Raw genomic sequence first — 12,244 nt, forward strand, 5'->3', positions numbered from 1 at the left:
CTTCGGTTCTCCGCTCAGTAATGGCTGACCTGTGCCTGCTTGACCAAGTCCTCGTAAAGGCGGGCGTAGGGTTCCACCGCCTGGCACCAGTTGAACGGCTGGGTCATCGACAGGCAGCGCATGGCGTTGAGCAGGTCTTTCTTGCCGTAGACATAGAAGGCGCGGCTGAGCGCCTCGCGGTAGCTCTCGACGGTCGATTCGTTGAACAGGAAGCCGGTGACACCGCACTCGATGGTGTCGGCCAGGCCACCGGTATTACGCGCCACCGGCAGCGAACCGAAGCGCTGCGCGTACATCTGGCTGAGGCCGCACGGCTCATAGCGCGAGGGCATCAGCAGGAAATCACTGCCGGCGAACATGCGCCGGGCATCGGTTTCGTTGAAGCCGATGCGCACGCCGATGCGGCCTGGGTGACGCAGCGCCAGTTCGCGCATGGCCTGTTCTTCTTCCGGTTCGCCACGGCCGATGATCGCGATCTGCCCGCCTTGCTCGACGATGTAGTCGGCCACGCCCAGGGTCAGGTCCAGGCCTTTCTGGTAGACCAGGCGCGAGACCACGGCAAACAACGGCCCTTCGGAAGGTTCCAGCTCGAACAACTGGCGCACCGCTTCGGTGTTACGCGCCTTGCCGGCCCAGTCGTTGATGCTGAAGTTGTGTTGCAGGTGTTTGTCGGTGGCCGAATCCCAGCTTTCGTCGATGCCGTTGGGGATGCCACCCAGCAGGCCTTGCTGGGCCTTGGCCGAGAGGAAACCATCCAGGCCGCAGCCAAACTCCGGCGTGGTGATTTCCCGGGCATAGGTGGCGCTGACCGTGGTGATATGGCTGGAGTAGGCCAGGCCCGCCTTGAGGAACGACAGCTTGCCGTAGAACTCCATGCCTTCTTGCTGCATGGCATGCTCGGGGATCGCCAGTTCCGGGCTGCAGCCACGGCTATAGACGCCCTGGTAGGCCAGGTTGTGAATGGTGAACAACGTCGGCGTGTTCAGCCCGCGCCAATGCATGTAGGCCGGGGCCAGGCCGGCGGGCCAGTCGTGGGCGTGCACCACTTCGGGCTTCCAGTGGATCATGCCTTCGCCTGCGGCAATTTCGGCGGCGGCCAAGCCCAGGCGGGCGAAGCGGATGTGGTTATCGGGCCAGTCGCGACCATTGTTGGCACCATAGGGAGTGCCGTCACGCTGGTACAACTCAGGGCAGATCAACACATAGATGACCAGGCCGTCAGCCAGGTCCATGCGCCCGATCTTGCACGGCGGCAGCGCCGCATGGCCGCCCAGTTCGCCGACAATGTGAATCGGGTTGTCGCTTTCCATCACCTGGCGGTAGCCGGGGATCAGTACCCGTACATCATGCAAATGCGCCAAGGCGCGGGGCAGGGCGGCGGAGACATCGCCCAGGCCGCCGGTCTTGACCAGGTCGGCGATCTCCGAGGTGACGAACAGAATCTTGCGTTTGTTCGGGTTGTGCTGGCGCTGGGCGCCGGGTGCCTTGCCTGTCGTGGCGAAATCCGGGGTAAGCGGCTCGCGGTTGTCCGGGTTGAATGAATCTACGTGAGGCTCGACAGCGGCACTGATCATACTTCTCTCCGTCCCTATGCTTGGCCGGGTGCTGGCACCCGTGGTGTTATCTCGTGTTGGTTCTCTCTAATACAAAACTGTGTAGTGCTATCCATGCCCCTGAGTCGTGCGCACAGGCTCAACGCGATCAGCATTCCGGCCGACGGCGATTGGACTGATTGGGGTTGGCGGGCCCTGGCTGGGGAAGCCCCCTTTGCACGTGCCCTACTTAATTCCTGACCCACCGCCGTTTGTGAAAGTTCGACTTTTCTACGTCACTCTTCCTCTGAGCAAATGGCGGGCCGAAAGCTGAGTGTAGGAGAGAAGAAGTAAAAAAGGTGACCCACTGGTCACTTTCGTTATGGCTGATTTAGACGCAAACGTTGGCGAATGTGACTGGATGTGAACAGAGTGGTCGAGGGTGGGGCAGGCGGGGAGGGCGGCGCGTCATCATGGGGCGGGTGCGTGTTTTTTCGCCCTCTAATGGGGCGGGTAAAACACGCACGTTGCAGGTGTCTTGCTAACGCGACCTCAGCGTTGTGGCAACAGTGAGGAATGGTGGTGGCTGATCAGCCAGGCCTGGCCGTCCCAGCGGTAGGTGAAGGTGTAGCGCGCTGGTACCTGCTTGCCGTTGGCGGCAAAGTCGAAGGTGTACAGCCCTGCCAGGGTCATCTTGTTGCAACCAGGGGTCAGGTGAAGCGTGTCCAGCGTGCCACTTGGCCGATCAGCAAGAAAGTGCTGAAAGTAGTCGATTCGCGCGTCGGGGGTCAGCCGAGGCACCTTCGACACCGTGGGCAGCAATACCGCATCGTCGCTGTACAGTTTGGCGACGGCCGCCGCATCGCCAGTCTGCAGGCTGGCATTCCATTGCTCGAACAAGGCGCGGGACTCGGCCTCAGTCAGCGTCTGGCATTGTTGTGGCGGGTTTGTTTGTGGCGTGCTCGCCTGCGCCGGCAGGCAGGCGATGAGCAGGGCGGCAGGGAGCAAATAGGCAACGGGGGACATACGCGTATCCATCGGCGGATGCAGGCTCCGGAGCGGGCCTGCGGCGGATGCTACGGTAAGGAGGGCGTGCCCCCGTCAACGAGTAGAAAGTTCGTCAGCGGCTGACGGATTTTTCGCCAATATTGGCTTGTTCCAGCATTTGGCTGAGTTGCGCGACACGTTGCTGCAGTTGATCGCGTTCTTGCTTCAGGCGGGCCAGTTCATCACGGCGCACTGAGACGTAGAGTGTCTGGATGGGAGTCGCTGGCATCAAAGTACCCATTGCACACCTCGCAATTGGTGGAGACATTTTCAAGCGTAGTCGCTTCATGCGGGGCGCATTCTGAATTCTTTCACCGCCCGTGGGAACTTTTTTGTTTATCGTGGTCTTGCCGTTCGTCGCTGAACCCTTCGGCGGTACGCTGGACTAATCTGAAACGCTGAACTGTAGTCGTCATCTATTTCGCAAGGGGAGCATCGGCTCATGCAACTGGGAATCGTCGGGCTGGGCCGCATGGGCGGCAATATTGCAAGGCGCCTGATGCGCGCCGGCCACCGCACCGTGGTGCACGACCGCAACCGTGACGCTATCGTGGGGCTGGAGGGCGAGGGAGCCCAAGGTGCGCACGACCTCGGTGCACTGGTACAGAAACTCAAGGCACCGCGCGCGGTGTGGGTGATGCTGCCGGCCGGGGAGCCTACCGAGCAGACCATCGCGCAACTGGCCGAACTACTGGAACCGGGCGATGCGATCATCGACGGTGGCAACACTTTCTATAAAGACGACATGCGCCGTGCGGGCGAACTGGCCAAACGTGGCCTGCATTACCTGGACGTCGGTACCTCAGGTGGTGTGTGGGGGCTGGACCGTGGCTACTGCATGATGATCGGTGGCGAAAAGGACGTTTTTGAACGCCTGGAGCCGCTGTTCAAGGCGTTGGCACCTGGCGTCGGCGACATCCCGCGCACCCATGGCCGCGAAGGCGAGCACCAGCGCGCCGAGCATGGCTACATTCACGCAGGCCCGCCCGGCGCCGGTCACTACGTGAAAATGGTCCACAACGGCATCGAATACGGCCTGATGCAGGCCTACGCCGAAGGCTTCGATTTGCTGCGCAGCAAAGGCGGCAACGAGCTGCCGGAAGAACAACGTTTCGACCTCAACGTGGCCGAAATCGCTGAAGTCTGGCGTCGTGGCAGTGTGGTGACCTCGTGGCTGCTCGACCTCACCGCTGACGCCTTGGTGGCCGACCCGCAGTTGGCGCAGTTCAGTGGTTCGGTGTCGGACAGTGGCGAAGGCCGCTGGACCATCGACGCCGCCGTTGAGCAAGCCGTGCCAGTGCCAGTGCTGTCTAGCGCGCTGTTCGCCCGCTTCCGCTCGCGCCAGCAGCAGGGTACTTACGGTGACAAGATCCTCTCGGCCATGCGCCTGGGCTTCGGTGGCCATGTCGAGAAGAAAGGCGAATGACTAAACAGACGATCCCTGCTGCACCGCCTTGTACCTTGTTCCTGTTTGGCGCCAATGGCGACCTGGTCAAGCGCCTGCTGATGCCGGCGCTGTACAACCTTAGCCGCGACGGGTTGCTGGACCGCAACCTGCGCATTGTCGGCGTCGACCACAATGCGGCCACTGCCGAAGCGTTCGCCGACCGCCTGCACGCGTTCATGCTGGAGCGGGACAAGGGCAGTGAGGGGGGCGCCAAGTGCCTGGACGAAAAGCTCTGGGCGCGCCTGGCCAAACAGCTCGACTACCAGACCGGCGACTTCCTGGACCCGGCCACTTACCAGGCCATCGCCAAGCGCATCGACGCGACCCGGCATGGCAACGCGATTTTCTACCTGGCAACATCACCACGCTTCTTCCCCGAAGTGGCCCAACGCCTGGGCCAGGCTGGCTTGCTCGATGAGTCCGGCGGGGGCTTCCGTCGGGTCGTGGTGGAGAAACCTTTCGGGACCGACCTTGCCAGCGCCGAGGCACTCAACGCCTGTTTGCTGAAGGTGATGGGCGAGCGGCAGATCTACCGCATCGACCATTACCTGGGTAAAGAGACGGTGCAGAACATCCTGGTCAGCCGCTTCTCCAACGGCCTGTTCGAGTCGTTCTGGAACAACCACTACATCGATCATGTGCAAATTACCGCCGCCGAGACCGTTGGCGTCGAGACCCGGGGTGCGTTCTATGACAACACCGGGGCCCTGCGCGATATGGTCCCCAACCACTTGTTCCAGTTGCTGGCGATGGTCGCCATGGAGCCGCCGGCCGCCTTTGGCGCCGATGCGGTACGTGGTGAAAAGGCCAAGGTGATCGGTGCCATTCGCCCGTGGTCGACGAAGATGGCGCTGAAGAACTCCGTGCGTGGTCAGTACAGCGCTGGCAAGCAGGGGCGCAAGCGCTTGGCCGGTTACCGTCAGGAGGCCAACGTAGCGGAAAACAGCCAGACCGAAACCTACGTGGCGCTGAAGGTGATGATCGACAACTGGCGCTGGGCCGGCGTGCCGTTCTACCTGCGTACCGGCAAGCGCATGAGCGTACGCGACACCGAGATCGCCATCTGCTTCAAGCCTGCGCCGTATGCGCAGTTTCGCGAGTCGGAGCTGGAACGGCCCAAGCCCAACTACCTGAAAATCCAGATCCAGCCCAATGAGGGCATGTGGTTCGACTTGCAGGCCAAGCGCCCAGGGCCGGAGCTGGTGATGGAGAATGTCGAGCTGGGTTTTGCCTACAAAGACTTCTTCAAGATGACCCCGGCGACGGGCTACGAGACGCTGATCTACGACTGCCTGACCGGCGATCAGACGTTGTTCCAGCGCGCCGACAACATCGAGAACGGCTGGCGCGCGGTGCAGCCGTTTCTCGATGCCTGGGCCAAGGAAGGGGAGGTGCATGAATACCCGGCGGGTGAGGATGGGCCCGAGGCAGGCAATGAACTGCTGACCCGGGACAAGCGGGAATGGCACCGCCTGGGGTGACCTGATCAAGCGGTGTTGCCTGTGCCGGCCTCTTCGCGGGCAAGCCCGCTCCCACAGTCTTGAGCACTGTGCAGAACCTGTAGGAGCGGGCTTGCCCGCGAAGAGGCCAGTACAGGCAACAGACCCGGCTCAATTGAAGGAGATCCAATGCCCGCAGCTATCGAAGACTACGCCCTGCTCGGCAATTGCCGCAGCGCCGCCCTGGTCAGCCGGGATGGCTCGCTCGACTGGTTGTGCCTGCCGCGCTTCGACGCCCCGGCGGTATTCGCAGCGCTGCTGGGCAACGATGAAAACGGCCGTTGGCGCCTGGCCCCCTGCGACCCGGTCGAACACACCAGCCGGCAATACCTGGACGACACCCTGGTGCTGGAAACCACCTGGGTCACCGCCTCAGGCCGGGCCCGCGTGCTGGACTTGATGCCTTTGGGCGAGGTCAACTCGGTCATCCGCATCGTCGAGGGGCTTGCTGGCGAAACCAACTTCGAAATGGACCTGGTGATGCGTTTCGACTACGGCCGCAGCGTGCCGTGGGTGGAACGGCTCGACCCCTTGACCCTCAGCGCCGTCGCCGGCCCAGACCGGCTGATCCTCAGCAGCACCGTGCCCCCGCATGCCCGCGACCACCACACCGTCGCTCGTTTTCGCGTGCGTGCCGGTGAACGCCAGGTCTTCAGCCTGCGCCACCAGCCCTCGCACCTGCCTGTTCAGCCCGATTGCGATGTCGACACCGCGCTGGGGCAAACCATCGACCAATGGCAGGCCTTTGCCGCCCGCTGCCCGGAGGTCGGCCCCTATACCGCCCTGGTGCGTCGTTCGCTACTCACGCTCAAGGCGATGACCTACGCGCCCACCGGCGGGATCATTGCCGCGGTTACCACGTCGCTGCCCGAACGTATCGGCGGTGAACGCAACTGGGACTACCGCTTCTGCTGGCTGCGCGACGCCACCATGACCTTGTTGGCGTTCATGAACCTTGGCTACTTCGACGAGGCCCAGGCCTGGCGTGAATGGCTGCTGCGTTCAGTCGCCGGCAACCCCGAGCAGATGCAGATCATGTACGGCCTAGCCGGCGAGCGCGACCTGCAGGAATACACCTTGCCGTGGTTGGCCGGTTACGAGCACTCGCAGCCGGTGCGGGTGGGCAACGCGGCGTCTGGGCAGCGGCAGCTGGATATCTACGGCGAACTGGCCGATGCCATGAGCCAGGCAATCAAAGGCGGTTTGCCCCGCCACCCACGCAGCGCCGCGATTGCCCGGTTGATCCTGCCGTATGTCGAGCGTATCTGGCGCGAGCCCGATGAAGGTATCTGGGAAGTGCGCGGCGGCAGGCAGCATTTCGTGCACTCCAAGGTGATGGCCTGGGTGGCATTCGACCGCGCCGCAGGGTTGGCCGACACCACCGAAGAAGACCGCGCGCGCGGGCGGCATTACCGCCAGGTGGCGGATGAGATCCATCGGGAAGTGTGTGAGAACGGGCTGGACCCCAGCGGCACATTTTTCGTGCAGGCCTATGGCGCCAACGAGTTGGACGCCAGCCTGCTGCACATCGCCTTGACCGGTTTTTTGCCAGCGGATGACCCTCGTTTTCTGCGTACCCTGCAGGAAATCGAGCAGCGTCTGCTGAAAAATGGCCTGCTGTTGCGCTATGACACCGACAGCTGCAGTGATGGCCTGACCCCGGGCGAGGGCACCTTCCTGGTGTGTTCGTTCTGGCTCGCCGACGTCTATGTCCTGCTGGGCCGGCAAGCGCAGGCGCAAGCCTTGTACGAACGGCTGAGCGGCCTGTGCAACGACCTGGGTTTGCTGGCCGAACAGTACGACCCGGCCGGCAAGCGAATGTTGGGCAACTTCCCACAGGCGTTCAGCCATATCGGCATCATCAACACGGCACTGAACCTGCACCGTGCGCAGTGCCCGGCGCGGGACCGGGCGCGGTGTGGATAGTGTGCTACCTGCATGTGTGCTGGTCTCAATCAGTGTGTGACGCATGGCGTCACATATGATACTTTGCCATGTGTGATGCATGGGGTCACGCTATGCCTGTCTCCCAAATGGACGCGGCGAGCTACCCATGATCATCAGTCAGTCAGTGTTTCGGGTAACTGGCGGCTGATTTTTCGTTTTGTGGGTTCGGATGTCGAACTGGTTGATTACCTTGATTATCACTGAACAGGAGGGCTGATCATGCCTTTGCACAATCCGCCACACCCCGGCGAAACCTTGCGTGAGGACGTTCTGCCGGCGTTGGGCCTGACGGTGAAAGCCTTTGCGTCGCACCTGGGGTTCTCGCGTGAAGCGCTTTCTCGGGTGTTGCATGGTCGTGCCGCAATGTCTCCAGACCTCGCATTACGCCTGGAAATGGCCGGTATCAGTACGGCCAGGCTCTGGCTTGCCATCCAGGCCGATTACGACATTTGGCAAGCGCGTCACCGTCAGCAGCCCGTGGTCACGCGATTGTTCCAGACTGCCTGATTCGATTGGGCGAAACGACCGGAGTAGACTGGGGCAATTACCTCTCTCAGCAAGGACTATGCATGAGCGTTCGTGGCCACGATCGGCAGATCGACAACATCGAATTCAACGTCGGCGATATCGCACGGAGCAAGGCTTTTTACGGCAGCGTGTTTGGCTGGCGTTTCACCGATTACGGGCCCAGTTACACGGAGTTCAGCGATGGTCGCCTGACCGGGGGCTTTACCACGGGTGAGCCGGTGCGCCCGGGTGGCCCGCTGGTCATCCTGTATGCGGACGATCTGCAGGCAACGCAGCAGCGGATCGAGGCGGCGGGGGCGGTGATCAGCCGGGCGACGTTTGCGTTCCCGGGGGGGCGCCGGTTCCATTTCGTGGACCCGGACGGCTATGAGCTGGCGGTGTGGACGGCCCAACCTTAATGGCCAACCACAAAATCGAGATCCGTCGGCGCAATATCGAGAAAATTCTTCAGGCGGCGGAAAAGGTGTTCGCCGAAAAAGGCTACGGCGCTACTTCTATGGGTGATATCGCCGAACAGGCTGAATTGCCGCGCTCTAACCTGCATTACTACTTCAGCACCAAGGACGAACTGTTCCGCGCGGTACTGCAGGACCTGCTGGACGTGTGGAAGCAGGACGCGCTGTGCTTCGAAAATTTCGATGACCCACGGGTGGTGCTCACCAGTTACATCCGGGCCAAGATGGGCCACTCGCGCTCTCGCTCGCTGGGTTCCAAGATCTGGGCTGAAGAAATGCTGCACGGGGCGCCTGTGCTGGGCGTGAGCCTGGATGAAAGCCTCGTGCCGTGGGCAAAGCTGAAGGAGGCCAAGATCCGCCGTTGGGTGGAAGAGGGCCGCATCCTGCCGGTGGAGCCGTCTGCACTGCTGTACATGATCTGGGCATCGACCCAGCATTATGCGGACTTCGGTTATCAGGTGGCGTTGCTCAATGGCGGCGAGGCATTGTCGGACAGGGCGTTTGAAAACGCGGTGCAGACGGTGACCAGCGTCATCCTGCGCGGCATTGGGTTGGAACCTTGAATATGAGCTTGAGTGAACGGGCTGTACGCAGCATCCACGATGTACATGATCTGATCCATGCGGTATTCACCCGGCCCGCTGCGCAGACCGAGGCGCTTCGCAGCGAGTTGATGGCGGTGTTTGCCGACAACTTCAGTATGGTCACCACGGCGGGCGCGATTGTTAATCGCCAGCAGGTGGGGCAGTTGTTCGAGCGGGGGGGCGGCGCTCGGCCAGGGCTGGAAATCGAGGTCAGTGACGTGCAGGTAGTCTGGCAGGCGGGTGCGAGTGTGGCGGTGCGCTACAAGGAGACCCACCGGTTGCAGGGGCAGGAGACTGCGCGGTATTCGTTGGCGATTGTTGAGTGTGGCGAGCAGCGGGTGGGGTGGGTGTACCTGCATGAGACGGCGGTGGTTTGACCAGAGTTGGGGCCGCTTCGCAGCCCTTCGCGGGGCAAGCCCGCTCCCACAGGATTTCTGCCTGCCTGAAAAAACACACAACGCCTGTGGGAGCGGGCTTGCCCCGCGAAGGGCCGCGCAGCGGCCCCGGCCTTTTCAGCCTCAGCTCGCCTCGCGATAGGGGTTACGCGGATCCTGTGTCCAGTTCAGGTAAGGCTTGCCGGTATCCTGCGCCACCATGTCGATGCAGTTTTCCACCGGGCAGGTGATCTGGCACAGGTTGCAGCCCACGCATTCCTCCTCGATCACGCTGTAGACGTGGGTGCCGTCGGCCTTGGCCGTGCTGGCAATGGCCTGGTGCGAGGTGTCTTCGCAGGCGATATGGCAGCGACCGCACCCAATGCAGGCGTCCTGGTCAATGTGCGCCACTGACTTGTAGTTGATGTCCAGGTACTTCCAGTCGGTGGTGTGCCCCACCGCCTGGCCTCTGAACGCTTCCAGGTTGCGGTGCCCATGCTGGTCCATCCAGCGCGCCAGGCCATCTTTCATGTCTTCGACAATGCGGAAGCCGTGCAGCATCGCTGCCGTGCATACCTGCACGGCGCCACTGCCCAGGGCAATGAACTCGGCAGCGTCTCGCCAGTTGCCGATGCCGCCGATGCCACAGATGGGCAAGCCGCGTGTTTGCGGGTCGCGGGCGATTTCCGCGACCATGTTCAGCGCGATCGGCTTGACCGCCGAACCGCAATAGCCGCCATGGGTGCTCTGGTCGCCGACAATGGGGTGGGCCACCATGCGGTCCAGGTCCACGCTGGTGATCGAGTTGATGGTGTTGATCAACGACACCGCATCCGCCCCGCCACGGTGAGCGGCGCGGGCCGACTGGCGAATGTCGGTGATGTTGGGTGTGAGCTTTACGATCACCGGGAGGGCGCAATAGGTCTTGCACCAGCGGGTGACCATTTCCACATACTCCGGCACCTGGCCGACTGCCGCGCCCATGCCGCGCTCAGGCATGCCGTGGGGGCAGCCGAAGTTCAGCTCGATACCATCCGCGCCCGTGGCCTCCACCAGGGGCAAGATGAACTTCCAGGATTCTTCCTCGCACGGCACCATCAACGACACGATCAGCGCACGGTCGGGCCAGTCCTTCTTCACCTGGGTGATCTCGCGCAGGTTGATTTCCAGCGAGCGGTCGGTGATCAGTTCGATGTTGTTGATCCCCTGCACCTGGCGGTTGGGGCCGTAGTGCGCCGAGTAGCGCGACGACACGTTGACCGCCGCCGGGTCTTCGCCCAGGGTTTTCCAGACCACACCGCCCCAGCCAGCCTCGAAGGCGCGGACCACGTTGTAGGCCTTGTCGGTGGGGGGCGCCGAGGCCAGCCAGAACGGGTTGGGTGCCTTGATGCCGGCAAATTCGATAGACAAGTCGGCCATTTACGCTGCCTCCACGTTGAGCATGAGTTGGGCATGGATGGCTTCAGCGGCCAGCTTGCCGTGCTGCACAGCCTGGACGGTGAGGTCCTGGCCCAGGGCGGTACAGTCGCCGCCCGCGTAGACCCCCGCCAGGCTGGTGCGCATGTGCGCATCGACGCGGATGCGTTCACCCTCGCGGGCCAGTTGCGCCGCCACGGGGTCGGCGAGGCTGGCGTCATCGAAGCGTTGGCCGATGGCCTTGAAGATCGCATCGGCGGCCAGCTCGAAGGTTTCGCCGGTGTCGCGCAGGCGCCCGTCGGCAAGCTCGGTGCGGGCGAAGCGCATGCCGCGCACCTGGCCGGCATCGTCCAGCAGTACCGCCTCGGGGCGCGCCCAGGTGTGCAGGCGCACTTGGTTGGCCTTGGCGATGTCTTGCTCGTGGTCGGTGGCGCCCATGTCGGCGTGGCCGCGGCGGTACACCAGGTTGACGTCCCGGGCGCCCAGGCGGCTCATCTGCACGGCCATGTCGATGGCGGTGTTGCCGGCACCGATCACCAGGCAGCGGTCGGCCAGCGGCAGTTGGCTCAGGTCATCGGCCTGGCGCAGTTCGCGGATGTACTGCGTGGCGGCGAGCACCCCAGGTGCCTCTTCATCGGCCAAGCCGAGCTGGCGCACCGCATTCAAGCCCAGGCCCAGGAACACCGCGTCGTATTGATCGCGCAGCTCGCCCAGGCCAAGGTTGTCCCCCAGGCGTTGGCCGTGGCGGATTTCTATGCCACCGATGCCCAGCAGGAATTCCACTTCGCGCTGGGCGTAGTCGTCTACCAGTTTGTAGCGGGCGATGCCGTATTCGTTGAGGCCACCGGCTTTTTCGCAGGCTTCGAACACCACCACGTCATGCCCATGCATGGCCAGCCGGTGCGCGCAGGACAACCCCGCAGGGCCGGCGCCGACCACGGCGATGCGCTTGCCGGTAGCGGGGGAGCGGGTGAAGGGGTGCTCGGTGAAGTGCGCGTTGTCCAGCGCATAGCGTTGCAACTGGCCGATCAGCACCGGTGCGCATTCTTGGGCGTTGTTGCGTACGCAGGCCTGTTGGCAGAGGATTTCGGTCGGGCAGACACGGGCGCAACTGCCGCCGAGAATATTGGCCGAGAGAATGCGTTCGGCGGCGCCTTGCAGGTTCTCATCACTGATGCGGTGGATGAACGAGGGAATGTCGATTTCGCTGGGGCACGCATTGACGCAGGGCGCGTCGTAGCAATACAGGCAGCGTGCGCTCTCCACGGCGGCCTGGCGGGCGGTGAGGGGAGGGGCGAGATCGCCGAAGCGCTCGGCCAGCTGGTCGGCGCCGGCCCGGGGGCGCGGCAAGTGGTTCAGGGCATCGATCACGGTTGTAGCCTCTCTTTTCTTTTTTGGATGTGGCAGTCAACGGC

Annotated in this window: 12 protein-coding genes and 1 pseudogene; 8 read left to right on the forward strand and 5 right to left on the reverse strand. The window is 62.9% G+C overall.

Going from position 1 to position 12,244, the window contains the following annotated elements; genetic code table 11:
* Positions 1 to 14: 14 nt before the first annotated feature.
* From glgA to AB7M33_RS18015, 3 genes are all read right to left on the reverse strand, one after another.
* The gene (glgA, locus tag AB7M33_RS18005) at positions 15 to 1,574 is read right to left on the reverse strand and encodes a glycogen synthase GlgA (RefSeq protein ID WP_099428793.1); all 1,560 of its coding nucleotides are present in this window, start codon (positions 1,572 to 1,574) and stop codon (positions 15 to 17) included.
* Between the two features lie 510 nt (positions 1,575 to 2,084).
* Positions 2,085 to 2,558, reverse strand: a complete 474-nt coding sequence (locus AB7M33_RS18010; RefSeq protein ID WP_454243226.1) for an SgcJ/EcaC family oxidoreductase — start codon at positions 2,556 to 2,558, stop codon at positions 2,085 to 2,087.
* A gap of 94 nt (positions 2,559 to 2,652) precedes the next feature.
* Entirely contained in the window at positions 2,653 to 2,820 is a 168-nt protein-coding gene (locus AB7M33_RS18015; protein ID WP_177323874.1) for a DUF6026 family protein, read from the reverse strand.
* A gap of 201 nt (positions 2,821 to 3,021) precedes the next feature.
* On the opposite strand from AB7M33_RS18015, the gene gnd reads away from it, so the two are divergent.
* The 8 genes and pseudogenes from gnd to AB7M33_RS18055 all read left to right on the forward strand — a co-directional run bounded on the left by gnd (position 3,022) and on the right by AB7M33_RS18055 (position 9,416).
* A complete protein-coding gene (gene gnd / locus AB7M33_RS18020; protein WP_099428794.1) occupies positions 3,022 to 4,005 on the forward strand; it encodes a phosphogluconate dehydrogenase (NAD(+)-dependent, decarboxylating) in 984 nt (327 codons plus the stop codon).
* Positions 4,002 to 5,507 (forward strand): glucose-6-phosphate dehydrogenase, encoded by a 1,506-nt coding sequence (gene zwf, locus AB7M33_RS18025; protein WP_027592766.1) that lies wholly within the window; start codon positions 4,002 to 4,004, stop codon positions 5,505 to 5,507. Before gnd ends, zwf begins: the two co-directional genes overlap by 4 nt.
* 147 nt (positions 5,508 to 5,654) lie before the next feature.
* On the forward strand, positions 5,655 to 7,451 hold the full coding sequence (locus AB7M33_RS18030; RefSeq protein ID WP_454243227.1) for a glycoside hydrolase family 15 protein: 1,797 nt from the start codon (positions 5,655 to 5,657) through the stop codon (positions 7,449 to 7,451).
* A 138-nt stretch (positions 7,452 to 7,589) separates the two neighbouring features.
* Positions 7,590 to 7,676: pseudogene (locus AB7M33_RS18035) on the forward strand (type II toxin-antitoxin system RelE/ParE family toxin); the annotation flags it as partial.
* A 15-nt stretch (positions 7,677 to 7,691) separates the two neighbouring features.
* Positions 7,692 to 7,979, forward strand: coding sequence for a HigA family addiction module antitoxin (locus tag AB7M33_RS18040; RefSeq protein WP_454243228.1), 288 nt, complete (start codon positions 7,692 to 7,694; stop codon positions 7,977 to 7,979).
* A gap of 62 nt (positions 7,980 to 8,041) precedes the next feature.
* Positions 8,042 to 8,398 carry a VOC family protein gene (locus tag AB7M33_RS18045; protein WP_252825086.1) on the forward strand — a complete coding sequence of 119 codons (357 nt, stop codon included), beginning with the start codon at positions 8,042 to 8,044 and terminating at the stop codon, positions 8,396 to 8,398.
* Complete coding sequence (locus tag AB7M33_RS18050) at positions 8,398 to 9,018, forward strand: TetR/AcrR family transcriptional regulator (protein WP_027592763.1); 621 nt, start codon at positions 8,398 to 8,400, stop codon at positions 9,016 to 9,018. The genes AB7M33_RS18045 and AB7M33_RS18050 overlap by 1 nt, the downstream gene beginning before the upstream one ends.
* A 2-nt stretch (positions 9,019 to 9,020) precedes the next feature.
* Positions 9,021 to 9,416, forward strand: coding sequence for a DUF4440 domain-containing protein (locus AB7M33_RS18055; protein ID WP_454243229.1), 396 nt, complete (start codon positions 9,021 to 9,023; stop codon positions 9,414 to 9,416).
* 141 nt (positions 9,417 to 9,557) lie between these two features.
* Here AB7M33_RS18055 and preA read toward each other — a convergent pair whose 3' ends face one another.
* Both preA and AB7M33_RS18065 read right to left on the reverse strand, forming a co-directional pair.
* Positions 9,558 to 10,832, reverse strand: coding sequence for an NAD-dependent dihydropyrimidine dehydrogenase subunit PreA (gene preA, locus AB7M33_RS18060; RefSeq protein ID WP_099454752.1), 1,275 nt, complete (start codon positions 10,830 to 10,832; stop codon positions 9,558 to 9,560).
* Positions 10,833 to 12,200: an NAD(P)-dependent oxidoreductase gene (locus AB7M33_RS18065; protein ID WP_085272990.1), complete on the reverse strand. Its 1,368-nt coding sequence runs from the start codon at positions 12,198 to 12,200 to the stop codon at positions 10,833 to 10,835.
* Positions 12,201 to 12,244: the final 44 nt, after the last annotated feature.

It is taken from the genome of Pseudomonas sp. Y3 TE3536, assembly GCF_053629175.1.